This is a genomic window from Microcoleus sp. FACHB-831, assembly GCF_014695585.1.
Lineage (GTDB): Bacteria > Cyanobacteriota > Cyanobacteriia > Cyanobacteriales > FACHB-T130 > FACHB-831.
In genome coordinates this window covers 37,134-59,145 of sequence record NZ_JACJON010000039.1, presented here as the reverse complement: position 1 = coordinate 59,145, position 22,012 = coordinate 37,134, and the positions used below count along the sequence as shown (strand labels likewise).

At 44.9% G+C, this 22,012-nt stretch carries 20 protein-coding genes and 1 tRNA gene; 13 read left to right on the top strand and 8 right to left on the bottom strand.

Annotated elements, in window-relative coordinates; genetic code table 11:
* Positions 1 to 189: 189 nt before the first annotated feature.
* Both rsgA and H6F77_RS09805 read right to left on the bottom strand, forming a co-directional pair.
* A complete protein-coding gene (gene rsgA / locus H6F77_RS09810; protein ID WP_190487816.1) occupies positions 190 to 1,251 on the bottom strand; it encodes a ribosome small subunit-dependent GTPase A in 1,062 nt (353 codons plus the stop codon).
* 81 nt (positions 1,252 to 1,332) lie between these two features.
* Entirely contained in the window at positions 1,333 to 1,500 is a 168-nt protein-coding gene (locus H6F77_RS09805) for a hypothetical protein (protein WP_190487814.1), read from the bottom strand.
* A gap of 565 nt (positions 1,501 to 2,065) precedes the next feature.
* Here H6F77_RS09805 and H6F77_RS09800 point away from each other — a divergent pair.
* Complete coding sequence (locus H6F77_RS09800) at positions 2,066 to 2,422, top strand: hypothetical protein (protein ID WP_190487812.1); 357 nt, start codon at positions 2,066 to 2,068, stop codon at positions 2,420 to 2,422.
* A 53-nt stretch (positions 2,423 to 2,475) separates the two neighbouring features.
* Here the strand turns inward: H6F77_RS09800 and H6F77_RS09795 are convergent, their stop codons facing one another.
* Positions 2,476 to 3,246: a nucleotidyltransferase domain-containing protein gene (locus H6F77_RS09795; RefSeq protein WP_190487810.1), complete on the bottom strand. Its 771-nt coding sequence runs from the start codon at positions 3,244 to 3,246 to the stop codon at positions 2,476 to 2,478.
* 356 nt (positions 3,247 to 3,602) lie between these two features.
* Between H6F77_RS09795 and H6F77_RS09790 the strand changes: the two genes are divergently transcribed.
* Positions 3,603 to 5,972 (top strand): phosphodiester glycosidase family protein, encoded by a 2,370-nt coding sequence (locus H6F77_RS09790; protein WP_242022030.1) that lies wholly within the window; start codon positions 3,603 to 3,605, stop codon positions 5,970 to 5,972.
* Positions 5,973 to 6,003: 31 nt separating this feature from the next.
* Here H6F77_RS09790 and abc-f read toward each other — a convergent pair whose 3' ends face one another.
* Entirely contained in the window at positions 6,004 to 7,617 is a 1,614-nt protein-coding gene (gene abc-f / locus H6F77_RS09785; protein WP_190487808.1) for a ribosomal protection-like ABC-F family protein, read from the bottom strand.
* A gap of 749 nt (positions 7,618 to 8,366) precedes the next feature.
* Positions 8,367 to 9,026: a sigma-70 family RNA polymerase sigma factor gene (locus H6F77_RS09780; protein WP_190487806.1), complete on the bottom strand. Its 660-nt coding sequence runs from the start codon at positions 9,024 to 9,026 to the stop codon at positions 8,367 to 8,369.
* 555 nt (positions 9,027 to 9,581) lie between these two features.
* Between H6F77_RS09780 and ccmP the strand changes: the two genes are divergently transcribed.
* The 5 genes from ccmP (at position 9,582) to H6F77_RS09755 (ending at position 15,116) form a co-directional block, all read left to right on the top strand.
* Positions 9,582 to 10,223 carry a beta-carboxysome protein CcmP gene (ccmP, locus tag H6F77_RS09775; protein WP_190487804.1) on the top strand — a complete coding sequence of 214 codons (642 nt, stop codon included), beginning with the start codon at positions 9,582 to 9,584 and terminating at the stop codon, positions 10,221 to 10,223.
* A 96-nt stretch (positions 10,224 to 10,319) separates the two neighbouring features.
* Positions 10,320 to 11,108, top strand: a complete 789-nt coding sequence (locus H6F77_RS09770) for a pentapeptide repeat-containing protein (protein WP_190487802.1) — start codon at positions 10,320 to 10,322, stop codon at positions 11,106 to 11,108.
* Between the two features lie 684 nt (positions 11,109 to 11,792).
* Positions 11,793 to 13,139, top strand: coding sequence for an erythromycin esterase family protein (locus H6F77_RS09765; RefSeq protein WP_190487800.1), 1,347 nt, complete (start codon positions 11,793 to 11,795; stop codon positions 13,137 to 13,139).
* Positions 13,140 to 13,408: 269 nt separating this feature from the next.
* Positions 13,409 to 14,410: an arsenosugar biosynthesis radical SAM (seleno)protein ArsS gene (arsS, locus tag H6F77_RS09760; RefSeq protein WP_190487798.1), complete on the top strand. Its 1,002-nt coding sequence runs from the start codon at positions 13,409 to 13,411 to the stop codon at positions 14,408 to 14,410.
* A gap of 40 nt (positions 14,411 to 14,450) precedes the next feature.
* The gene (locus H6F77_RS09755) at positions 14,451 to 15,116 is read left to right on the top strand and encodes a TVP38/TMEM64 family protein (protein ID WP_190487796.1); all 666 of its coding nucleotides are present in this window, start codon (positions 14,451 to 14,453) and stop codon (positions 15,114 to 15,116) included.
* A gap of 91 nt (positions 15,117 to 15,207) precedes the next feature.
* Here H6F77_RS09755 and H6F77_RS09750 read toward each other — a convergent pair whose 3' ends face one another.
* A complete protein-coding gene (locus tag H6F77_RS09750) occupies positions 15,208 to 16,389 on the bottom strand; it encodes an RtcB family protein (RefSeq protein ID WP_190487794.1) in 1,182 nt (393 codons plus the stop codon).
* A 156-nt stretch (positions 16,390 to 16,545) separates the two neighbouring features.
* Between H6F77_RS09750 and H6F77_RS09745 the strand changes: the two genes are divergently transcribed.
* The 4 genes from H6F77_RS09745 (at position 16,546) to H6F77_RS09730 (ending at position 18,484) form a co-directional block, all read left to right on the top strand.
* Positions 16,546 to 17,457, top strand: coding sequence for a class I SAM-dependent methyltransferase (locus H6F77_RS09745; protein ID WP_190487792.1), 912 nt, complete (start codon positions 16,546 to 16,548; stop codon positions 17,455 to 17,457).
* On the top strand, positions 17,454 to 18,176 hold the full coding sequence (locus tag H6F77_RS09740) for an HAD family hydrolase (protein ID WP_190487790.1): 723 nt from the start codon (positions 17,454 to 17,456) through the stop codon (positions 18,174 to 18,176). The genes H6F77_RS09745 and H6F77_RS09740 overlap by 4 nt, the downstream gene beginning before the upstream one ends.
* Before the next feature lie 44 nt (positions 18,177 to 18,220).
* Positions 18,221 to 18,293 (top strand) — tRNA-Ala (locus H6F77_RS09735).
* Positions 18,294 to 18,319: 26 nt separating this feature from the next.
* A complete protein-coding gene (locus H6F77_RS09730) occupies positions 18,320 to 18,484 on the top strand; it encodes a hypothetical protein (protein WP_190487788.1) in 165 nt (54 codons plus the stop codon).
* Between the two features lie 75 nt (positions 18,485 to 18,559).
* Here H6F77_RS09730 and H6F77_RS09725 read toward each other — a convergent pair whose 3' ends face one another.
* Positions 18,560 to 20,275, bottom strand: a complete 1,716-nt coding sequence (locus H6F77_RS09725; RefSeq protein ID WP_190487786.1) for an NAD(P)H-quinone oxidoreductase subunit 4 — start codon at positions 20,273 to 20,275, stop codon at positions 18,560 to 18,562.
* A gap of 133 nt (positions 20,276 to 20,408) precedes the next feature.
* Here H6F77_RS09725 and H6F77_RS09720 point away from each other — a divergent pair, with 133 nt between their 5' ends.
* On the top strand, positions 20,409 to 20,564 hold the full coding sequence (locus tag H6F77_RS09720; RefSeq protein ID WP_190487784.1) for a hypothetical protein: 156 nt from the start codon (positions 20,409 to 20,411) through the stop codon (positions 20,562 to 20,564).
* 347 nt (positions 20,565 to 20,911) lie between these two features.
* Positions 20,912 to 21,124: a hypothetical protein gene (locus tag H6F77_RS09715; RefSeq protein WP_190487783.1), complete on the top strand. Its 213-nt coding sequence runs from the start codon at positions 20,912 to 20,914 to the stop codon at positions 21,122 to 21,124.
* 196 nt (positions 21,125 to 21,320) lie between these two features.
* On the opposite strand, the gene H6F77_RS09710 is transcribed toward H6F77_RS09715, so the two are convergent.
* Positions 21,321 to 21,941 carry a hypothetical protein gene (locus tag H6F77_RS09710; protein WP_190487781.1) on the bottom strand — a complete coding sequence of 207 codons (621 nt, stop codon included), beginning with the start codon at positions 21,939 to 21,941 and terminating at the stop codon, positions 21,321 to 21,323.
* Positions 21,942 to 22,012: the final 71 nt, after the last annotated feature.

Sequence of the window (22,012 nt, the reverse complement as noted above, 5' to 3'; positions counted from 1 at the left end):
GAATGGTACGATAAACCATTTATACTCTGCTTGGTGACAATGTGAATTTTTTTCTAGCGCAGTTCTGGCGAGGCAATTTCTCGCGCCCTTACTTGTGGATAAAGCGGGGAAAGGACTTACTTTCCCCGCTTGTGTTTATTCCCGGCGAACATCATTGCAAGTGATGTTTTTATAAAAGCGCGATCGCCTTTAACGTTTGGGGTTGTTTCTCATAGCTTTATGGATTTTTTTCCACTTCTCCTTCTCAGCTAAAGACGCCTTTTGATCTTGTTTGCGGTTGTTGTATGCAAGTTCAGCTTGCAGTTTTTGATAGTTGCGGAAACGTTGCTCGTCCAGAGTGCCATCAAATAGAGCTTCTTGCACTGCACACCCCGGTTCGTTGGAGTGTTTGCAATCGCGGAAGCGGCATTGTTGTGCCAGTGTATTGATATCAGTAAAGGTTTCTTGAAAACCCTCACTTCCATTCCACATCTGGATCTCTCGCATACCAGGAGTATCCATCAGCAAACCGCCAGAAGGTAGCACGATTAACTCTCGATATGTCGTGGTATGACGACCGCGATTATCGCCAAGGCGTACAGATTGAATTGCTTGAATTTGCGAGCCTACTAATTGATTGGTAATAGTCGATTTCCCAACCCCAGAAGACCCTATCAATGCTACAGTTTGTCCCGCGCCTAGATAGGCTGTTAATGCATCAATTCCTTGATTTTCGATGGCGCTCAAGGCAATAATTGGCACGCAGGGAGCGATCGCTTCTACTTCGGCTTTTCGTTGTTCGACGCGATCGCACAAGTCGGCTTTGTTTAGGATGATGACTGGATTAGCGCCACTTTCCCAAACCAAAATCAAATAGCGTTCGATTCTTCTAACGTTGAAATCCAGATCCAACCCCGATACCAAAAATACGGTATCTATGTTGGTTGCAACAATCTGCTCCTCCGTCTGCGCGCCTGCTGCTTTGCGAGAAAATTTGCTCTTTCTGGGCAAAATATCGTGAATTGTTGCTCTTGGTTCGCCGTTGGTGACGCTAATTACCACCCAATCCCCTACCGCTGGAAAATCTTTGCGCCCGGACGCTTGGTAGCGCATTTTTCCACTTACTTCTGCTGACAGTTCTCCAAGTTCCGTGTAGAGGATGTAAGCGTTTTTCTGCTCAATAGCAACTCGACCAACAGTGTATCCCTGTTGCAAATGGCTGTTACAGTTTTTTGCAAAAAAACTATTCCAGCCTAACAGCTCTAAATTCATTGAAGTTTCCTCGATGTGTTTTTGGGCTTACCGCCAAACTCACAGAGGAATTGTGGATTTCATTCAGGTGCATGGGAATGATTAACTTAAAAACTCTGTAAGGGCGGCGTATTGTGTGCTGATGGTCATCGTGGTTTCAATGGCAACAATATCCGACATACTTTTCCCCCTTTGATGGTTTTTAACTATCGGCTGTAGTAATATACTACACCATGTTCCACTTGAGCGATCGCAGTTTACAAAACTCATTAATTTAGAGCCTGTAGCTTCATCAAGCCCTCTGCTTTAAATCCGTATTCTGTGCATGGATTTAGCCATAAATCATATTCCGCTCCCGGTATGCAGAGCGATTATAGAAGGAGAGAATCTCGTTTTTGCAAATATTAGGAAAAACCCGGAATTGGGGGGTCTCCCCCCAAACCCCCCGTTGGGGGACGGGTGCGTCCCCCAAACCCCCTCCACATAAAATTCGCGTTTTGTAGTCAGGATTTTCAGGGGTATATCGGTAATGCTAAGTCTTTTAGAATTTATGAGATTACAAAAGTGAGATGCACCCCCTTATAAAAATTACGATTGAACTCCGCAGGTGAAATTTTTAAGGAATATCCTTTATCAAAAATATTATTTTTATTCAAAATAATATCTTAGCTTAAAAAATAAAATAGACCGCTATACAATTTTGCTTAAACATCCGCAAAATATTAATGGTTAAAACCCTACCTGTTAAGGTGTATGTTCCGCACTGAATATGGCTTATAAGTCATTGTTGCAGACGTTAAAATAAAGATAAGTCAACAAAGAAACATCAAGCTTAATGAAGATACAATCATCCGTGCTGGTACATCTCGGATTCGGCAAATATGTTCGCTCCGATCAGGTGACAGCGGTGGTACCGATTGAGGAAGATCGCGGGCCAGGACGACGGACTTTTGTGCATCTAGAAGGACAAACAAATCCCGTCATTGCTTCGCGGGCTGAAGACACTATTGTGCGCGACTTGGTGCAAGAGCCGCGAGAGGTTACGCAGGCGCGTCAGCAGCAGGAAATCCTGCAAGATTTATTGACAGATCTAAACAACGTCAACGCGACTGTACGCCGTATCAGCCGCGATGAAGGAGGCTTGGATCTAGAACGTTTAGAACGGCGCATCCGCCACGTTTTAGAAGCGTAAGTTAGAGATAGGGTTTAGCATTCCTACCTAGACCCTTTTTTTTTAGGCGATCGCTATCCTAGCTCTCTTTGAAAAACCTCTTCTACACTTGGTAAAGTAAGAGCGAATATCACTTCTGCTTTCCGCTGTTTTTCGTCAAGGTCAGCAAGATCGTTGACACAATAAAACGGCGACAAGCGGGCTATGACTTCAGGGGGGAAATCTCGGCTAAAGTATTTCGTTTTAAAATCGTATCTATTCGGTCGGTGCAGCATTCCCAACAGTTCAATTAAAGGTTGAAGAGTATAGTTGTGGTAGTTAGCGCTCGCTTCTATCAACCGCCCCCGATTTATCTCCTTTTTAACAAATACTTGCAAAAAATCAAAGTTGTTCTTTAGAGTCTCAAATCTGGCTTTCATTTCCTCAAAATGTTGGCGCCGATTCAGAGCTTTTGGAATTACAAGATTAGCTTTATCAAATGCGATCGCGGCTGTTCCATGTCGCTCCACCTCTAAGAAATTATTAGGGCTGCTTCGCTTCATAACGACAAAATCAATCATCAAAAAGGGACTCGCTTCCTCTAATTGATAAAAGCATTGCGAATGGCCGTGCCAAGTCGGTTCAGGAATTCGCCATCTGAATTGAATACGAGAAATAGTTTCAAGAGATTTTTCAACTATATCGAATGTCTCTTGAACGCAATTATCCTCAGCGATCGCTACAATGTCGATATCTGACCACTCATCTGTATATCCATGTGCGGCAGAGCCTCCTTGCCATAGCGCTAAAATAAAATCTAATGGCTGTAAATTATTGATGAGCGTTTCAATAATTATTGCTCTCATGGCGTTACCAGTTTAATGAGGTACGATTGATACTTCGTTATATATATCGCTACTAAAGCGTTTATGATATCTTACTTTTCGTTTTAACGCACTGACCCTATTATTGTTAAGGTGTAAGTTTCCCTGATGCTGTTAATTTCGCAATAAATAAAATTGATATTACCTATTTTTTATTCTGCTTACAAAAGTAGATTCAAGGAAAAAACTGAATAATTTTTTACATTTGATTGCAGGCAAAGAATATTTAAACATCAGATAAATACTAAAGTTGGCTGCCGAAATTAATTGGCTTGCACTCATCGAATAAAGGGAAAATATTAAGGTTAGGCAACAGCAAAATGCGATAATAGCAGTGCATGCAAACACCGTTACCTATGGTTAGTCCCTCACCGCAATTATCGGATATTCAACATCATTGGGCACGCCCTTTTATTCAAGGCTTGCTGACAAAAAACGTCGTCAACGGATTTCCCGATGGCACGTTTCGACCGGATCGAGCCATGACTAGGGCTGAATTTGCAGCTATATTGCAAAAAGCATTTAGCCAACCAAAAGTGCGCCAGTATGTCCCCTTGGTGGATGTTCCCTCTAACTTTTGGGCAACGAGTGCGATTCAAAAAGCTTTTGAAACTGGGTTTATATCGGGTTTCCCCAACAAACGCTTTCTGCCAAACGACAACATTAGCAGGGTGCAAGTTTTGGTTTCCTTGGCAAGTGGCTTAGGAATAGCAGCGCCAGCAGGGATAACTCTTAAAGCACTTTTTTTACCAGAGATTTATCAAGATGCAAGTGAAATTCCTGGGTATGCAATAGATGCGATCGCCCTTGCTACTCGTGCTAAATTTGTTATTAACTACCCCAGGATTAAAATACTCAATCCTAACCGAGGGGCGACGCGAGGCGAGGTAGCAGCTTTTATATATCAAGCCTTAGTTTTTCTAGAGCAATTACCAGCGATCGCGTCCGATCATATAGTAGAAATTTCTACCCCTAAAATCGTTCGTCAAGGAACAAATCTTTCTTTAAATGGTAAATCTATAACCGCCCCTTGGATTCAGTGGGTTTCTGGCTTGTCTTTACGCACAGCGATCGCTGATGCAGTTAAGCAAATTATAGGAATAGAGCTACTCAATACCAACGATGCAACTAAACAACCTGTAGAATGGTTTTCCCTATCTGCTAACCCCCCAATATTAGCAACACGGCGGGAGGGTGCATATCGCTATTTGGATATCAGCGATTTAGCTAATGCTGCTGATTGGAAAATCGAGTTTAAAGACAACATTCTCAGTCTTGTCACAGGCGATGCGCTAGTACAAAACGTCACCTTTATAGAGCAATCTCCAGGCTCTAAAATTGTAGTTGACTTGAATCGTGCTACTCCCTGGCAAATACGTCAAGAAAAGCAGCAATGGATAGCCACAATCGATGCTCTGCCCGCTCCAGCTATTCTAGAACGTTTTAAACCTCGTCCGGTCGAACCGCAACCAAATCCAGTCAATATAAATCACCAGCCAACTGGTGATAAGAATGAGGGAGAAACAGGGATTAGCAAAGACCAATCATTACCTCCAACTGTTGAAAGCGATCGGAATAAAACCATTATTCGAGGAAATCTTCCGGATGGTTTGGGAGTTCGCACTTCAATTTTAGATAACCCGAATCGTGCAGTTATAGAGTTGCGATCTGATGCTTTGGTAGAACGAGATATTTTGTGGAGTTCTGGGCTGCGTTGGCGACAGCAGTATCTCACATTAGGGAAAGATCGCTTTCCTGTATTTTGGCTAAGTCTGAATTTGCGCTCTTCTGGAATTACCCTCAGACCAATTTGGCTCGCTCAAAATAGCGTGACGGGAACTGCTCCGTTAATCCAGATTGCAAATAAATCTCAGGTATCAGCAGCAATCAATGGAGGATTTTTCGATAGGAATAGTTTATTACCTTTGGGAGCAATTCGTAGCGAGGGGCGGTGGTTATCCAGCCCAATTCTCAACCGAGGCGCGATCGCGTGGGATGATTCAGGCATTGTTAAAATGGGTCGTCTTACTGTTCAAGAAACTCTAATTACTTCATCTGCACAGCGCTTGCCCGTTGTGTTGTTTAATAGTGGCTACGTTCAGCGTGGAATTGCTCGTTATACGCCTGATTGGGGAGCTACTTACACGCCATTGAACGCGAATGAAATTTTAATAGTTGTCCAGAACAACCAAGTTACCAATCAGATACCAGGAGGCGCAGAAAATCGAACTGCGATCGCCATTCCCCGCGACGGTTACTTACTGACTCTGCGTTCCACTCCTGAAACAGCAAATCCTTTAGCTGCGGGTACAAAATTGCAAATAGAAAGCAGCGCTGTACCTGCTGATTTTAATCAGTTTCCTAACATTCTAGGTGCAGGGCCATTGCTAATGCTTGGGGGTCAAATTATTCTAGATGCTAAGGCTGAAAATTTTAGCGATGCTTTTGTAAAACAAGCTGCTATTCGCAGCGCTGTCGGTACTACAGCAGCAGGTGAATTGCTCGTCGTTACCGTTCACAACCGCATCGGCGGGGCTGGCCCAAACTTAACAGAAACTGCCCAACTCATGCATCAACTAGGGGCTGTTGATGCCCTAAATTTAGACGGTGGTAGTTCTACAAGTTTGTACTTGGGGGGTCAACTTTTAAATCGTTCTCCTGATACGGCGGCGAAGGTTCATAATGGCCTCGGCATCTTTTTGGCTTAATGGTTATAGTGAAGATTGAGGGTGGCGATCGCTACTCCAGTAGCTCTCTATAATACTCTTCTTGCTTGTCAGGAAGATAGACCGTAGTTTGCAAAGCTTTATGTTTAATTTTAAAAGCCTTAGTTATTTGAACTTTGCTCAAGAAATCTAGGTCGTGTGAGATAACTAAAATAGCCCCCTCATACTCAGATAAAGCTTCGACAATTTGAGCAACTGTTTCTAAATCCAGGTTGTTTGTAGGTTCATCCAAAACGAGCAAATCAGTTTCTGAGATACTAATCGTAGCCAGCGCCAGCCTAGCTAACTCACCCCCGCTCAACAGGTCAGCCTTTTTATTTACTTCATCGTTGAAAAATAGAAAGTGACCCAACTGTTGTCTTAAAAGCTGATATTCCAGATTTGAGTTAGCTGTTTGCATATTACCCAAAACCGTTAAATTTCTGTCTACCAAATCATAAGTTTGGTCAAGATATACAACTTTTATATCTTTTGACATTAAAACTTTACCCGCCTCAAGGGTAGCTGGGCAATTTCCCTTACCACTACTTAGAATTGCTTTAACCAAACTTGACTTTCCCGAACCATTAGCGCCGGAAACTGCAATTCGTTCTCCCGATGAGATGTGAAACTGTATATCTTTAAGCAAAAACTCGTCGCCAATTTTGAGATCTGCACCTTGAATATCAATCAAGCTTTTTCCCTTTTTACTACTTCCTTCTTCCAGATGGACAAGAGTGGCTTTATTGGTTTGAATTTTCGACTCTATTAAGCTTTGGGTAGCTTTAGCTACTGCTGCTTCATGTTTTTTTGATGCACTTCCAGCAGTAGCTGATGCTCTTGATTCAAAGTAACGTTTTGCGCTTTTACCCATACTTCTGTCATGAGCTTGCAAGCGTCCTTCTCTTTTAGAGCGTGCAGCACGTTTCTGTTCTTCTAAGGCTGATTCTCTGGCACGTTTGAGTTCTTTTTTGGCTAGTTCGTGCGTCCTTAAGGCTACTTCTAATTCTGTTTCTTTTTGAGTTTTGTATGCAGAATAGTTACCGCCGTAAACCTTAAGTCCAGATTCGCTTAATTCCCAGGTTGTATTTACAACTTGGTCTAGAAAAAAAGGTTTGTGCGAGACGATTACGAAAGCTCCGCTGAATTCAATAAGAAACTTTTTTAAAGTCTCTAGAGCCGCGAAATCCATGTGGTTGGTTGGTTCATCCAACAATAGCAGGCTAGGCTTTGTGGATAGACCAATCGCTAAAAATAGCTTAGTTAGCTCTCCGCTGCTTAAACTTCCGACAGGTAGGGACATATCAAGCGATGTTCCTAACTTCGCCTCTAATATATTCCCGATTTCCCACCATTCTTCTGATAAGGAGCTGAGAAAGTTTAAGACGCTATTTTCTTTGATATTTTGTGCAATTGTACTGATTTGAGGAAGGTAATAAACAGCGCGATCGCGAACTATTTCGCCAGAAGTGGGTAGAATTTGACCAGCCAAAATTTTTATAAAAGTTGACTTTCCTACACCATTAGAGCCAATAAGCGCAACCTTATCCCCAGAAGCGATCGCGGCTCTGATTCCTTTAAATAGCGTTCTTCCTGAAGCGAATTCGTAAGTTATGTTATCAGCTGATAACAAAAATTTTCTATCCATACTAAAAACCTCTAACTAGCAGTATTAGGGTGGGCGGCGCCACCTCTGATTCTAATAGGGGGCGCTACCTACACTACGAGTTAACTAAACTTAGATGTGGCAGTCCTCAATTCTTTATTTAGAAAGTCAACTTTTAAATCATTTTTCTAACACTGCTCTAAAGCTTCATCACGGATGCTATATCTTTTTGCCCTAATTTTTTCTTATCCTAACAGGCTGTGATGCGACATTTTCGGGTATAGCCTGCGGGAGAAATTACCGTTTTATAAACATCCTTAAAAAAATGAAATTTTCTACCATAATGTCTAAAGCCGAGGGAGGGAATCGAACCCCCGCCCGCGAATTACATTACGCGGTTGCCCCTTGGCAACAAATAAAGCCCTCGCACAGTTCCCACCCATGCTTTAAGAGCTGGGAATTTTAATTCGGGATAAGCGGCTTGCACTTCAAGTGTCGAGATCCTCGGCATTCACAATCTCTATACTACACTATACTACGAAATACTAAAAGCGTCAAGTTTGGTTCGTCGTTCTTTTAGCGGCGCAACTTTCAATAAAATAACGCTCTAAACGTTTAGTGCTTGATTTTTAAACATTTTTGCAGCCTGGAAGACCCAAGGAATAATTTTATATAAATAGGACAGCTTTCTGCAAAGCAACATTCCTGCGCTAGTTTTGGCTGGAAGGTTGCACCAGAAAAACTGTCCCCAATCTGGCAACGAAAATTGTTTTCACTCCTCGTACCCTACACTAATTTCCATCCAGATAGTTTTGCAGTTGTGATTGCAATTTAGCTCTAGCTCTCGCAATTCTCGACTTGACGGTTCCTAAAGAAACGCCCGTAATTTGAGCAATTTCCTCATAAGCCATCCCCTCGATTTCCCGCAGAACTATAGTCGTGCGGAACGCATGCGGCAAAGTGGCTATAGCTTCGCGCAACTGCTCGTAAAATTCCCGCCTTGTCAAATCTTCGTTTGGGGTGGTATCTTTGGAGGCAATTTCCCATCCTATATCGCCGTCCTCCGTGATGTGCGGCGCATCCAGGGATAGGGGATGAGACAGCCGTTTTCGTTTACGCAGTTCATCGTAAAACAGGTTTGTGGCAATGCGACTCAACCAACCGCGAAATTTTTCGGGTTCGTTTAAGCGATTGACGTTGCGATAAACTCGAATCCAGACTTCTTGCGCTAAATCTGCCCGATCCTGCCAGTCAGGAGCCAAGTGATATAAAATTTTATCGACGTGGGACTGGTATCGGCGCATAAGTTCGCTAAAGATTGCGCGATCGGGACGTATACCCTCTCTAGCTCGCAAAATCAAGTCATAGTTAGAGATTTTGTCGGTTTGCAGTAATGTTTGAGGCAATTGTTCCTCAACTGGTGACTCATATACAGAAATTGATTGGCTCATAGATGTAATGGGAGTTTCCGTAAGGATGGTTTAGCAGAACTAACAGCAGTGTTGAGCTGGGTCTGCCATTTGCTTAATACTGGCCAACTACACTGATTTCAGTTAAATAAAAATAGCTTTCTTGGTGTGGTGAGAAGTTACCAGTTTGAGGATTCGTCCGCGTGCAATCTGCTAAGACCTGGTTTTTTGGTTGGTGGTAGTAATTAAAGTAGTGGTCGCTTGAGAAATTGGCTGATTTGGCGGGGGTGATTAATTTTTTCACGGCTTGCGATCGCGCTTTTGTGGGATATTCTCGCTAGAGAAAGTTAAGCGATCGCGCTCTTAATTAATCAGCCAAATGCCGCTTGACTAAGAAACTATCGCGGGCGATCGCTCCCCATAAGGCAAAACAGGGTTTCCTAGACCGATAGAGAGCGATCGCTCAAAACTAGCAAAACGCAATCAACCACCCCCCACAAAGCAACCCCAACAATCGTTTCTATGCGCTCATCCCTCAAAACGGTAAACTCAGATGTTGCAGCATATTGTTTTACCTAATGTTCGGAGATCAAAATCTTGGGTATCGAACTACGCAGTTATGTATTTTTAGACAGCTTGCAGCCTCAGCACGCAGCATACATGGGCACAGTCGCGCTGGGGTTCTTACCCTTACCCGGTGATACATCGCTGTGGATTGAAATCTCACCGGGCATAGAAATTAACCGAATTACTGATGTAGCCCTTAAATCCGCCTCTGTAAGACCGGGCGTGCAGGTTGTCGAACGCCTTTACGGGCTTCTAGAAGTTCATTCCAGCAGACAGGGAGAGACGCGGGCAGCAGGAAAAGCAATACTCGAGGCGCTGGGAGTCCGTAAAGAGGAATGTCTCAAACCGCGTGTCGTTTCTAGCCAAATTATCCGCAACATTGATGCCCACCAAACACAGCTGATCAACCGCACTCGGCGCGGGCAGCTACTTTTGGCAGGGCAAACGCTTTACGTGTTAGAAGTTCAGCCTGCCGCTTACGCAGCACTGGCAGCAAACGAAGCGGAGAAAGCCGCTTTAATTAACATACTTGAGGTTCAGGCTGTCGGAAGTTTCGGACGCCTTTACTTGGGTGGAGCAGAACAGGATATTTTAGCGGGTTCTAGTGCGGCACTCGTAGCAATTGAAAACGTGGCTGGTCGAGAAGAAACTGTCGGCGGGCGTAAAGAATAGCCGTTTCAATCGCTTATTTTCAATTGCTTATAAAGATTTTCAAGCCGCACTTTACCCCAAGCTGCGTACATTCTAAAACAATCACCAAGCCAGCATATGTCTAAAGAACATCTTGCCCTACTTAATTTGGGTGCAGTTAGATGGGTTGAGTGGAGAATTAACAACCCGCAGATAGAACCAGACCTTAGCGAAGCTAACCTCAGAGGAGCTAATCTCAGAGGAGCTAACCTCAGCAGTGCTAACCTAAGAATGGCGGATCTAGGCCAAGCTTTACTTATTGCCGCTAACCTCAGCCTTGCTAACCTCAGTCTTGCTAACCTCCACCAAGCTGAACTCATCGAAGCTAACCTGATCGAAGCTAATTTGATCGGGACTAACCTGATCGAAGCTAACCTTAGAGGGGCGGATCTAACTGATGCTAATTTGATGGGAGCCGATCTTAGAGGGGCTAATCTTAGAGGAGTCGATCTGGGTAATGCTAGCCTGGTGGGGACTGGCTTGATTGCCGCTAATCTTATTGGCGCTAATCTTAGCAATACTAACCTTAGCAATGCCAACCTCCATGAAGCTGAATTGGTTGAGGTTTATTTTTATCAAGCTGACCTGCACAAAGCTAATTTGAGCAAGGCTCACCTCAACGGCGCTTACATTTTTAGGGCTAACTTAAGCGAAGCTGAACTTTTTGGGGTTGACTTCAGATGGGCTAATCTCAGCAAAGCTAACCTCAGCAAAGCTAACTTGACAGGGGCTAATCTTAGAGGGGCTAACCTGACAGGGGCTAATCTTAGAGGTGCTAACCTGACCGATGCTAATCTCAGGGGCACTAATTTAACAGGTACTAACCTTCAAGGGGCAACTATGCCTGATGGCACAGTTCACCATTAGTTTGGGTTAGGTGCAACTGCATTAGAAGGACTATCCAATGTAGTTGCATTCAGGTTGATTTGTTGCAAAAAATTTTAAGGGCATAGGCTGGGCGATCGCGCTCTTGATAGTCAGTTCTAAATGTGCGTTGAATTGGGGAAATATGCCTATAATTTCTCCTAATCATATTTGCCTTTACCCAAATTTCATTAGAGAAAACCAGGACTTGGGGGGTCTCCCCCAAAAAAACCTCTTCATAAAACTCGCGGCTGTCAGTAAGTGTTTGGAGGGATTTAGAAATGATGCTAATTTTTTAGTGCATTTCAGTTTTGTAAAAACTCAGATGAACTGGAAAATATAACTGCTATTGGTATTTTGTATTCCCATTAACAGATTAATTTAACATGAGAGTGTGCCGCAAGTAAGATGAGCGGACGAAATAGCAGAGCTAGCCTTAATAAAGGATTTGTTCAAGTATAGGAATCTTAAATTATTTGTAAAACTCTCTTTGCCGCTCTTTCCTTCGCGCTCTAACGCGCTGACGCGCTTCGCTCCGCTGGTGCGTCTTTGCGGTTCCACAAATCCGCATAAAAGTACGGGATTAGATTGCAAGATATGAGTTACAGCGATTTTACACAAAATAAAAATCAAAGCTTATAAAACTTGATATTAAGACTCTTCTCAATGCTTAAGAAGAATAGAATTATGTCAGATGCAAAAAATACGAAGTTAATCGATGCAGTGCGCGATCGCGCTCATCCACTCACAGGCAATCCTCAAGACTACGATCCATTAATGGATTTAATCGGCGATTCCCGCTTTGTTCTAATCGGTGAAGCATCGCACGGCACCCATGAATTTTATCGAGAACGAGCTGAAATCACCAAACGGCTGATTCAAGAAAAAGGCTTTACCGCTGTTGCAATTGAAGCAGACTGGCCTGATGCTTACCGCGTTAATAATTACGTTCGGGGTATGAATGATGATGCTACCAGCGAACAAGCACTAGCTGGCTTCCAAGGCTTCCCAACTTGGATGTGGCGCAATACTGATGTAGTTAACTTCATTGACTGGCTGCGTCAATACAATGATGCACTTCCTGAAAATGCTACAAAAGTTGGCTTTTATGGTCTTGACCTCTACAGCATGTATGCATCAATGCAAGCTGTACTCGATTACCTGGGCAAGATCGATCCAGAAGCAGCTAAACAAGCAGGGGAACGGTACTCGTGCTTTGAGCATTTTGGCGAAGATACTCAAGCGTATGGGTATGTAACCAGTTCCGGACTGAGTGACTCGTGCGAAGAGGAAGCGATCGCTCAACTGTTGGAACTGCAACGTCGCACTGGCGAGTATGCTAAACGGGATGGTCGTCGGGCGGAGGAGGAATTCTTCGACGCCGAGCAAAATGCACTTCTGGTGAAGAACGCTGAGGAATACTACCGTTCGATGTTTCGGGGTCGGGTTTCGTCGTGGAATTTGCGCGATCGCCACATGGCTGAAACCCTCGATCGAATTGTTGCCCATTTAGACAAACAAGGCGATCGCGCTAAGGTTGTCGTCTGGGAACACAACTCGCATTTGGGTGATGCGCGAGCAACGGATATGGCTGACGCGGGGGAAATTAATGTCGGTCAGCTTGTGCGCGAACGCCACCAGGGCGACACGTTCATCATCGGTTTTACGACCTACAGCGGTACTGTCACGGCGGCTTCCAAGTGGGATGCGCCAGCCGAACTTAAGCGGGTTCAACCAGCATTGTCTGGGAGTTACGAAGCGCTATTCCACGATACGGGGTTGCCCAGTTTTATGCTTAATTTACGCGATCGCGAAGGGGCGATCGCATCTCTGCGCGAGGGTCGATTGGAACGGGCGATTGGTGTGATCTATCGGCCTAAAACAGAACGTACCAGCCACTACTTCTATGCCCGCTTACCCGACCAATTCGATGCCGTACTCCATTTTGACCAAACGCGGGCTGTAGAACCCCTAGAACGCACTCCCCGCTGGCAATCAGAGGAAGCACCAGAGACATTCCCCTCTGGTTTGTGAATCAACTATAGAATTTTCCAAGATTAACATTGGCTTCCAAACGCAGCCGATGAATCTAATCTTGCTTTGGCTGCGTACTTTTTTATAAGCAGGTTTTCAATAAAGCGTCTCCCCCAGTCAGGCAACTTACAAGTTTTGTTGACTGTTTGTACCTTAGTATTTTTGATAATGTGAGGTTAGCAGGGTTTTAACAAAGCGTTGTTGCTGCTGGCAATGCCCTGGTAAGCTTGACCTTCGGTTACAATTTTCATCTTCTTAAAAGTGACATAATGATTAATCTTGAATCAATTCCTTCAACCCTAACGCCATTTAAAGATAAACTTGGTCAGCCTTTAACTAAAAGCCAAATTAAGGTTTTACAAATTAATCTAGGAAAACGCTGTAACCTCGCCTGTACTCACTGCCATGTAGAGGCTAGCCCAAAACGCACTGAAGAACTCAGCCCAGAAGTTTGCGAGCAATTAATTGAGGTTATCTATAAATTTCCGGAAATCAAAATAGTTGATCTCACTGGCGGCGCACCGGAAATGCTCTACGGGTTCAAGCGAATTGTAGAAGCATCGCGAAATGTTGGCAAACAAGTAATAGTGCGTTCTAACCTCACAATTTATTTTGAGAAGGGGTTTGAAGATATTCCGGAATATTGTGCTAAATATCAGACGAGGATTGTTGCTTCCCTTCCATGCTACTTAGAAGACAATGTAGATAAAATGCGAGGAAATGGCGTTTATGAGGCTTCGATTCGGGGATTGCAAATCTTGAACAAACTTGGTTATGCACAAGATCCCAATTTAATACTAGACTTGGTTTTCAATCCGCCAATTCCCACAACGGAGAAATTTTCCCTAACTCCAGATCAGATAAAATTAGAACAGGATTATAAAAGCTTTTTGCACGAAAAGTTTGGTATTTGCTTTAACAATTTATTCACCATTACAAATCTTCCGGTTGGTCGCACTAAGTTTCAGCTGGAACACAGAAAATTACACAAACCTTATTTGCACTTTTTAGAGTCTAACTTTAATGCAGGTACGGTTGAACATTTAATGTGTCGGGATGAACTTTCAATTGACTATCTGGGTAATATCTATGATTGCGACTTTAACCAGATGTCGAACCTACCTGCAAAAACTCGCGACGGCGAAAAGCTGACGGTTGCAAAGTTACTCGCCGCCGGAACTTTAGACTTGATTGACGAGATACAGACTGCACCATATTGCTACGGCTGTACGGCTGGTTGTGGTTCTAGTTGTGGTGGCGCTTTAGTTTAAAGTGGTGGATAATTGGCTAACTCGAAGGAATACTCAGCCAATGTCGAAATGGATGCGACTGTTTATTGGGGCAGTTATTTTGGTAACTGCTTTAATTATCTTTAAGTTCACACCAATTAGTTCTTGGCTGCAACCGCAAAACTTACAAGCCTGGAAAGAACAAGCTGGTGTTTTTGCACCGCTGGGGTACATTGTCATTTACTTTGTAGCAACCATTTTGGTTTTTCCGGCTACAATTTTGACGCTTTCAGCTGGTGCTTTGTTTGGGCTTTTCTGGGGTACGCTGTGGACAATAATTGGGGCAACTTTGGGAGCAACGGGGGCATTTTTAATCTCACGCTTCGTTGCTGGAGATTGGGCGAAGCAGCAGTTTGAAAAGGGCGATCGCTTGCGTAATCTTAGTCGAGGAATTGAACAAGATGGGTTTTGGTTTGCCTTATCTCTTCGCCTTGCACCAGTTTTTCCCTTCACTGCGGTTAACTATTTATTAGGTCTGACACCGATTTCCCTAGCTGCTTATTTTCTGGCAACTTTTGTAGGGATTATACCGGGAAGCTTTGCATATTGTTGGCTGGGACGCGGTGGGCTGGAAGCAGCTACGGGTGGCCCTCCTTTACAGCTATTGGGTGCTTTGGCTGTGCTAGCGGCACTTTCTGCTATGCCTATTATTCTTAAGCGATTTAAGGGCGATCGCGCCAAGAATTAATAATGCTAATTGATTCCTAATTTGGATTCTAAACAATAGCTAATAATCGTAGGATGGGCGCTAACCCACCCTACAAAACATTTGCGTAAATTTACCCCTTGATGCACACAACTTGCTTCAGTGTTGCCACAACTTCAACCAAATCTGATTGGTTAGCCATGACTTCCTCTATTGGCTTGTAAGCACCGGGAATTTCGTCTAAAACTCCCTCATCTTTGCGACACTCCACGCCTTTAGTTTGTTGAATTAAATCATCCAGCGTGTAGACATTTTTCGCCTTATTCCGAGACATCAAACGCCCTGCGCCGTGAGAGCAAGAACAATAACTATCATGGTTTCCCTTACCTTTAACGATGTAAGATTTTGCTCCCATCGAGCCAGGAATAATGCCATAATCTTCCTCACGCGCCCTTACTGCACCTTTGCGAGTGACGTAGACTTCTTCCCCGAAATGCACCTCTTTTTCGGCGTAATTGTGATGGCAATTTACCGACAATAAAGGCTTAGTTGCCTTACCTCCTGCAATATGTTTTTCTACAACTCGCTTGAAACGATTCATCATCACATCGCGATTGAAACGAGCATAATCCTGCGCCCACTGCAAGTCGCGCCAGTATGCCTGGAATTCTGGAGTACCAGCAACAAAGTAGGCTAAATCTTTATCTGGTAGGGGAGTTTCTGCCAGCTTTGCTAATTCTTTAGCCGTGTCAATGTGGCACTGCGCTAGCATATTGCCAATGTTGCGCGAACCAGAGTGCAACATCAGCCAAACTTGCTCGTTAGTATCGACGCAAACTTCAATAAAGTGATTTCCGCCGCCTAGCGAACCTAGTTGTTTCATTGCTTTATTCTCAAGGCGCTGCACTCCTTGATGCAGTTCCTTGAAATCTTCCCAAGCCTGCCAGTTTGCTACAGTTTTTTCAATATCTTTGTTCTCATTAAATCCAACTGGAATAGCTGCTTCAAGATCCAGACGAATTTTCTTTAACTTACCCTCTAATTTGTCAGCATTAAATGGGGTTTTGATTGCCATCATGCCGCAACCAATGTCTACGCCAACAGCAGCGGGCATAATAGCTTCTTTAGTGGCAATTACAGACCCCACTAATGCACCTTTCCCCAAGTGAACGTCTGGCATTAAGGCTACGTGCTTGAATACAAATGGTAGCGATGCAACGTTCCGCGCCATCTTGGTTTCGTCTGCGCCAAGTGGGTGTCCTGCCCAAGATAGCACTGGCTTTGGGGTTGAGATTTCTAGCTGTTCGTGAGGCATACGGATGTTTGGTTATTTATAATACTTTTATACTACAACATAATACTTGCAATTCCAGAATTTGCTCGCATGAGGCAACATCAGGGAGAAATATATTAAGATTTGTGAAGATAGTACAAAATTGCTTGATAAAAGCCGCCTCTAGAGGATAGTCATATGGCAGTTGGTAAAGACACGATTTGGGAACGTTTTTTACAGCCAGTTGTGCGACTGTTTATAGATGAGCCAGCGTTGCGGCGTTTCTATGAAAGCGTGGATTGGGAGAAGGAGAGCGATCGCTTCCGCAACCCGACTCTTACAATCCCCTCTTACTACAGTAGCCAAAACTTTCATGGCATCCAGAACGGATATTTCAACCCCAGCGCAGCGGTTTCCTACGATCCGATTACTCAGTATGTCTTAGCTCCCAACGAAACCTGGGTGCGTCAAAGCTTGATTGACGCCATCCGCTGCAAGCCTAAAAGGATTCTCGACTTAGGCTGCGGTACCGCAACGACGACGCTAATGTTAAAACAAGCTTTCCCGGAAGCGGAAGTCATTGGCTTGGACTTATCGCCATATATGCTAGTTATGGCTGAACACAAGGCCAATAAAGCGCAGCGAAACATCCAGTTTAAACATGGCAATGCGGAACAAACCGGGTTTCCTGATGGCTATTTTGACCTAGTGACAGCTTCGTTGTTATTTCACGAGACACCGCCAGCAGTATCGCAAGCCATTCTGCGGGAAAGCTTTCGATTGCTGAAGACTGGGGGAGAAGTTTTAATCCTGGATGGTAATCAGAAAACTTTGCGCCAGACGGATTGGCTGAATGAGATTTTTGAGGAGCCGTATATTAAAGCTTACGCCTCTGGTAATCTGGATGCATGGATGGGATCGGCGGGATTTGAAGCGGTGCAGACGACTGATGTATGGTTAATTCATCAGGTAACGCAGGGTGTCAAACCCATTGCAGGGGAAGCAACGCGAAACTCCGCCGCGCGATCGCGTTTCCACGCGCCCGATACTACTGATATGGGTGAAGATTTGCAGGGTTTCCCAGCCCCAGCTTTTGGCATAACGGCATGACTTTAAAGGCAGTTTTGTTTGATTTCAACGGCGTCATCATCAACGATGAACCGCTACACCGCGAACTGATTAATGAAATTCTGATTGCGGAAAATCTGCGCTTTAACCCAGCGGAATATCAGCAATTTTGTCTGGGAAGGAGCGATCGCGCCTGTCTGAGAGATTTACTCGCCAATCGCGGTAGAGTTGTCAGCGATTCCTACCTAACCCAGCTAATTAGCCGCAAGGCGCAAGCATACGAACAAAAGCTGGAAAGCGTAGAAAAATTGCCAATTTATCCAGGGTTGGACGACTTGATTTTTAAGATCCGCGCCGCCCAAGTTAAAATTGCTGTTGTGAGCGGCGCTCTGCGCTCGGAAGTGGAACTGGTGTTAAATCGTGCCAAACTTGCTCAGTACTTCAGTGCGATCGTTGGCGGTGACGACATAACAGCTAGCAAGCCAGAACCCGATGGCTATCTGCTAGCCGTAGAGCGTTTGAATCAACAGTATCCCAGTCTTAACCTCAAACCCGCAGAGTGTTTGGCGATAGAAGATACCCTGGTGGGGATTCAAGCAGCGAAACGAGCGGGTGTTAAAGTTGTTGGTGTAGCGCATACCTACCCGTTTCATATGCTCCAACGCTGGGCTAATTGGGCGGTAGATTATCTTTATGATTTAGAAATCGAGCGCGTGCAGCAAGTATTTTCCCGAACCGCGCCGCCCCAGCCAGTTAAATAGGCCAAGAGGCTTGATGGTATAATGTTTAGGCTTAAATTTCGGGCGGGGAATTAGCTCAGTTGGTAGAGCGCTGCGATCGCACCGCAGAGGCCAGGGATTCGAGTTCCCTATTCTCCATATATTTCTGTCGATTGACTAATTATTTGTCATCGTTGTCCAATCGCGATCGCTCAAAGCAATTGAACCAGTTGATACCCTTGTGGTTGGATAAGATTCATCAAGGTTTAAGCGCGATCGCATCTTTGGGCAAAGGTAACTTTATCGGCGTCGGTTGGCTGCAATTTAGCTGCTATTTGTGGCAAGACTAAAAGAGTTGGTAGCTGATAACTAATTAGACAAAACGCCCCTAGCCATCGGCTACCAAAACATTACTCACGCAGCGCTTATCTCGAAAAACGCTCCACCATTCCCAAAACTGGCGTTACTTCCGACTCTGCAACTTTAGGAGTTAAAAATCTCTGAGCAAAAATCTGGGGATTTACTTCAGCGATTTGGGTATAAGATTCGCGAACCTGAGCATTCACCGCAACAGTTTTTGCATCGTACATCTGCATAGCCATCTTGGGGTATACGCCAATGCCGATAATCAGCGCTAGAAAACAAGCAGCAATAAACACCTCACGAGGTCTAGCATCCGTAAATTCGGCATCGATAGGTAAGGTACAGTTTGTACCGAAGCAAACCGCTTCTTGATTTCCCTGATTCTGCAAGTCTGCATCTGTAAGGTCGCATGTAGGTGCAATGTCACAGGTAGGTACTTCACCAGAATTGTAAAATACCTGTCGCAGCATGGAAAGCAGATAAATCGGCGTGAGGATGACACCCACAGCAGCTAGGAAGACTGTAACGGTACGGAAGGTTGAGCTGTAGATGTCGCTAGTCGTCACGCCCACAAAAACAGACAGTTCGCTAGCAAAGCCGCTCATCCCCGGCAAAGCCAACGAAGCCATCACACCCATTGTAAACAGGGCAAATACTGTGGGCATTGCCTGAGCAATACCGCCCATTTCTTTCATCGACATCGTGTGAGTGCGATCGTAAGTCACTCCGGCTAAAAAGAATAGTAATGATGCAATTAAACCGTGAGAAATCATTTGCAGCATTGCGCCGTTTATGCCCAAGTCGGTAAAAGACGCAATCCCCAACAGAACAAATCCCATGTGAGAAACCGACGAATACGCTAGGCGACGTTTCATATTCGTCTGAGCAAACGAGTTAAACGCACCGTAGATAATATTGACAACGCCCAGAATCGCTAGAACGGGTGCAAAGTAAACGTGTGCATCAGGAAGAAGTCCTAAATTTAGGCGAATCAACCCGTATCCGCCCATCTTCAGCAGTACGCCCGCTAATATCATCGATACGGGAGAGGAGGCCTCGCCGTGTGCATCTGGCAGCCACGTGTGCAGGGGGAAAACAGCTAGCTTGACGCCAAATGCAACCAACAATCCTGCATAAAGCAGCAGTTCTAACGCAAGCGGGTAATCCTTCAAGCCGAGTTCGACCATATCGAAGGTCACGTTGTCGCCGTAGAATGCCATTGCCAGACCAGCAACCAAAATAAATATAGAAGCAGCAGCGGTATATAGTAGGAACTTCATCGCGGCGTACTGGCGCTTCTGACCACCCCAAATCGAGACGAGTAGGTATACAGGAATGAGTTCGACTTCCCACATAATGAACAGCAGCAGCACGTCTTGCGCGACGAATACGCCTACCTGTGCTGAATACAGCACAAGCATCAGGAAATAAAAGAGGCGGGGTTTGAGATCGACTTGCCACGCTGCAAACATTGAGAGTGTCGTCACTAATCCTGCGAGAAGCACCAGCGGGGCTGAAACTCCATCGACGGAAACTGACCATTTCAGTCCTAACTCAGGCACCCACGCATATTGCTCTACCATTTGGAAACCAGTGTTGCTGGGATCGTAATGCTTCCAAAAGCAGTAGCACATCAAGACCAAATCTGCGATACCCACTCCTAGTGCATACCACCGCACGCGCTTGCCATCTTTATCAGGCACAAAAGGGATAAGCAGTGCAGCAACGAGTGGCAGCAGGATAATCGCGCTAAGCCAGGGAAATTGATCCGCTATCATGGCGTTAGGAAAAAATACTTATTTGTGTATGTGATTATCTTATTCAACTTTGTTAACACTTATTCATAAATATTTCTTGTAGCTCGCTATAGACGGATCTATAGGCACAGGTTAAGAACCTTAAGCGTATGGTATGAGGCGGCAGCAGATTCAAGGCGATCGCTTCGATGTCAGCGTGAGGGAAGGCGAGAATTTCCAGCAAGTCATAATTAGCGATCGCCTTCATCCGCCATCAAACGCATCAACTTCAATGACAACGGCAACTCTTGGCTTGATGATTCCCAAGTAAATGCAGCAGTCAGCCCAGTCAGCTAGACCTTCTGTAGATTGCGTATCGTCCGTTACCCCAAAATTACCAGGATGAACTATAAATTTTGTAAAGGGCGATCGGCGTCTGGCAACTTTTATTATTGCTTGAGGTCAAGTTACTCTGCGTTTTGTTAAATATTTGGTAACTGTTGTTGCAACTTGTGCGATCCCGGATTTTAGTCTATCTAAATCGGTTATGGTGGAAAACTAAAGGAATACTTAAGGATAGGCAGCCTGCCTACCTGCCCACCTGCTCTCACCCCATGAGTAAGATCAGTTGTCATCCACTCTGCTAGACCGCCCAGGTATCCGCAAGACGGAGGTTTTATGACTCCCACAATGCTACGTCAGCTTTGGTTTTTAATTGAAACTACTCAGGCCAATATGCTGTTGAAGTTAGACGATGCCAGCTTAGTACAGTGGCTTCTCAAGCAAATAAAACAAGAGCGATCGCTCTCGGGTCACGAAATAGACATTCTGAGCGACTACATTCTCTCAAAGACCTCCCTGATTCGGGACTTGGCTCACGATCGCGCCTGAAGGGGGGAGGGGGGCGCTAGAATCTTCTTCAGCCGGACGAATCGGGCACTCAACTAAAAAGTCAAAAGGCAAAATTAAAAACAACAGATTCCTTATAAATGCCTTTTGACTTTTCAATTTCCGCAAGTGCCATCGCCTATGAGTTATCAGCATTATCAAAACCCCTGACCGAGAAAAGGGTGCGATCGCGATCGCCTCAATACTCTCCCGATGGAAGTTTCGGCGATTGCTCTGGTGGTGACTGCTGCTTAAGAGTTGGCGCAGGTGTTGTATTGCGATCGTTGGCAAGCATCGCCGTCACCAAGGAATAGCCAATGACAGCCGGAAGAAATATAGCGATCGCAGCCGCGAATCCGAGCAACCATGTACGCCGCGTCACCCCTGGCCCGTAATGGCAGCGGTAGGCATCGAAAGAAATTGATTCGGGTTGAAGAAGCTCGCGCATGGCAAGCGGTCGCTTGAACCGGACGCGACTATCGTCAAGTTTTTCTAACATAATCCACCCAGCTTGCGCCTCTTCTTCACACAGGTGTTGAAATACAGCTGGGTTGCGAAACAGAGTGCTGTTCGCTCGCACGATCTTAAATTCCCAACCAACTAAGCGCGGATCTTTTGACCCCAGTGGAACTGAACCGTTGGACTGCGGTTCGGCTGCAACAGGGTCATCTTTTGATTCATAACGGGTCAAAGTTTCTTCCTCCTCCTCATCTAGCTGGCTGCTAATGGCCTGCCACCAACGCATCCATCCACTTAGTATTAACGCCTCGACGCCAATACTGCCAACCAGCACCATCCTCAACATCATCACTTCGAGCATATTCTTGCTTTATGCCTCAATCAAGTAGCTAGGGGGGTTGGGAATGCAAGGATGCCGGGATTTTCGATTTT

Bases quoted from the DNA above. Each gene is read 5' to 3' on its own strand.
- abc-f (WP_190487808.1), bottom strand. From the start codon at position 7,617: ATGGATAGAAAATTTTTGTTATCAGCTGATAACATAACTTACGAATTC.
- H6F77_RS09790 (WP_242022030.1), top strand. From the start codon at position 3,603: ATGCAAACACCGTTACCTATGGTTAGTCCCTCACCGCAATTATCGGAT.
- rsgA (WP_190487816.1), bottom strand. From the start codon at position 1,251: ATGAATTTAGAGCTGTTAGGCTGGAATAGTTTTTTTGCAAAAAACTGT.
- H6F77_RS09800 (WP_190487812.1), top strand. From the start codon at position 2,066: ATGAAGATACAATCATCCGTGCTGGTACATCTCGGATTCGGCAAATAT.
- H6F77_RS09710 (WP_190487781.1), bottom strand. From the start codon at position 21,941: ATGCTCGAAGTGATGATGTTGAGGATGGTGCTGGTTGGCAGTATTGGC.
- H6F77_RS09780 (WP_190487806.1), bottom strand. From the start codon at position 9,026: ATGAGCCAATCAATTTCTGTATATGAGTCACCAGTTGAGGAACAATTG.
- H6F77_RS09770 (WP_190487802.1), top strand. From the start codon at position 10,320: ATGTCTAAAGAACATCTTGCCCTACTTAATTTGGGTGCAGTTAGATGG.
- arsS (WP_190487798.1), top strand. From the start codon at position 13,409: ATGATTAATCTTGAATCAATTCCTTCAACCCTAACGCCATTTAAAGAT.
- H6F77_RS09750 (WP_190487794.1), bottom strand. From the start codon at position 16,389: ATGCCTCACGAACAGCTAGAAATCTCAACCCCAAAGCCAGTGCTATCT.
- H6F77_RS09740 (WP_190487790.1), top strand. From the start codon at position 17,454: ATGACTTTAAAGGCAGTTTTGTTTGATTTCAACGGCGTCATCATCAAC.
- H6F77_RS09795 (WP_190487810.1), bottom strand. From the start codon at position 3,246: ATGAGAGCAATAATTATTGAAACGCTCATCAATAATTTACAGCCATTA.
- H6F77_RS09805 (WP_190487814.1), bottom strand. From the start codon at position 1,500: ATGAGTTTTGTAAACTGCGATCGCTCAAGTGGAACATGGTGTAGTATA.
- H6F77_RS09720 (WP_190487784.1), top strand. From the start codon at position 20,409: ATGAGGCGGCAGCAGATTCAAGGCGATCGCTTCGATGTCAGCGTGAGG.
- H6F77_RS09745 (WP_190487792.1), top strand. From the start codon at position 16,546: ATGGCAGTTGGTAAAGACACGATTTGGGAACGTTTTTTACAGCCAGTT.
- H6F77_RS09765 (WP_190487800.1), top strand. From the start codon at position 11,793: ATGTCAGATGCAAAAAATACGAAGTTAATCGATGCAGTGCGCGATCGC.
- H6F77_RS09725 (WP_190487786.1), bottom strand. From the start codon at position 20,275: ATGATAGCGGATCAATTTCCCTGGCTTAGCGCGATTATCCTGCTGCCA.
- H6F77_RS09755 (WP_190487796.1), top strand. From the start codon at position 14,451: ATGTCGAAATGGATGCGACTGTTTATTGGGGCAGTTATTTTGGTAACT.
- H6F77_RS09715 (WP_190487783.1), top strand. From the start codon at position 20,912: ATGACTCCCACAATGCTACGTCAGCTTTGGTTTTTAATTGAAACTACT.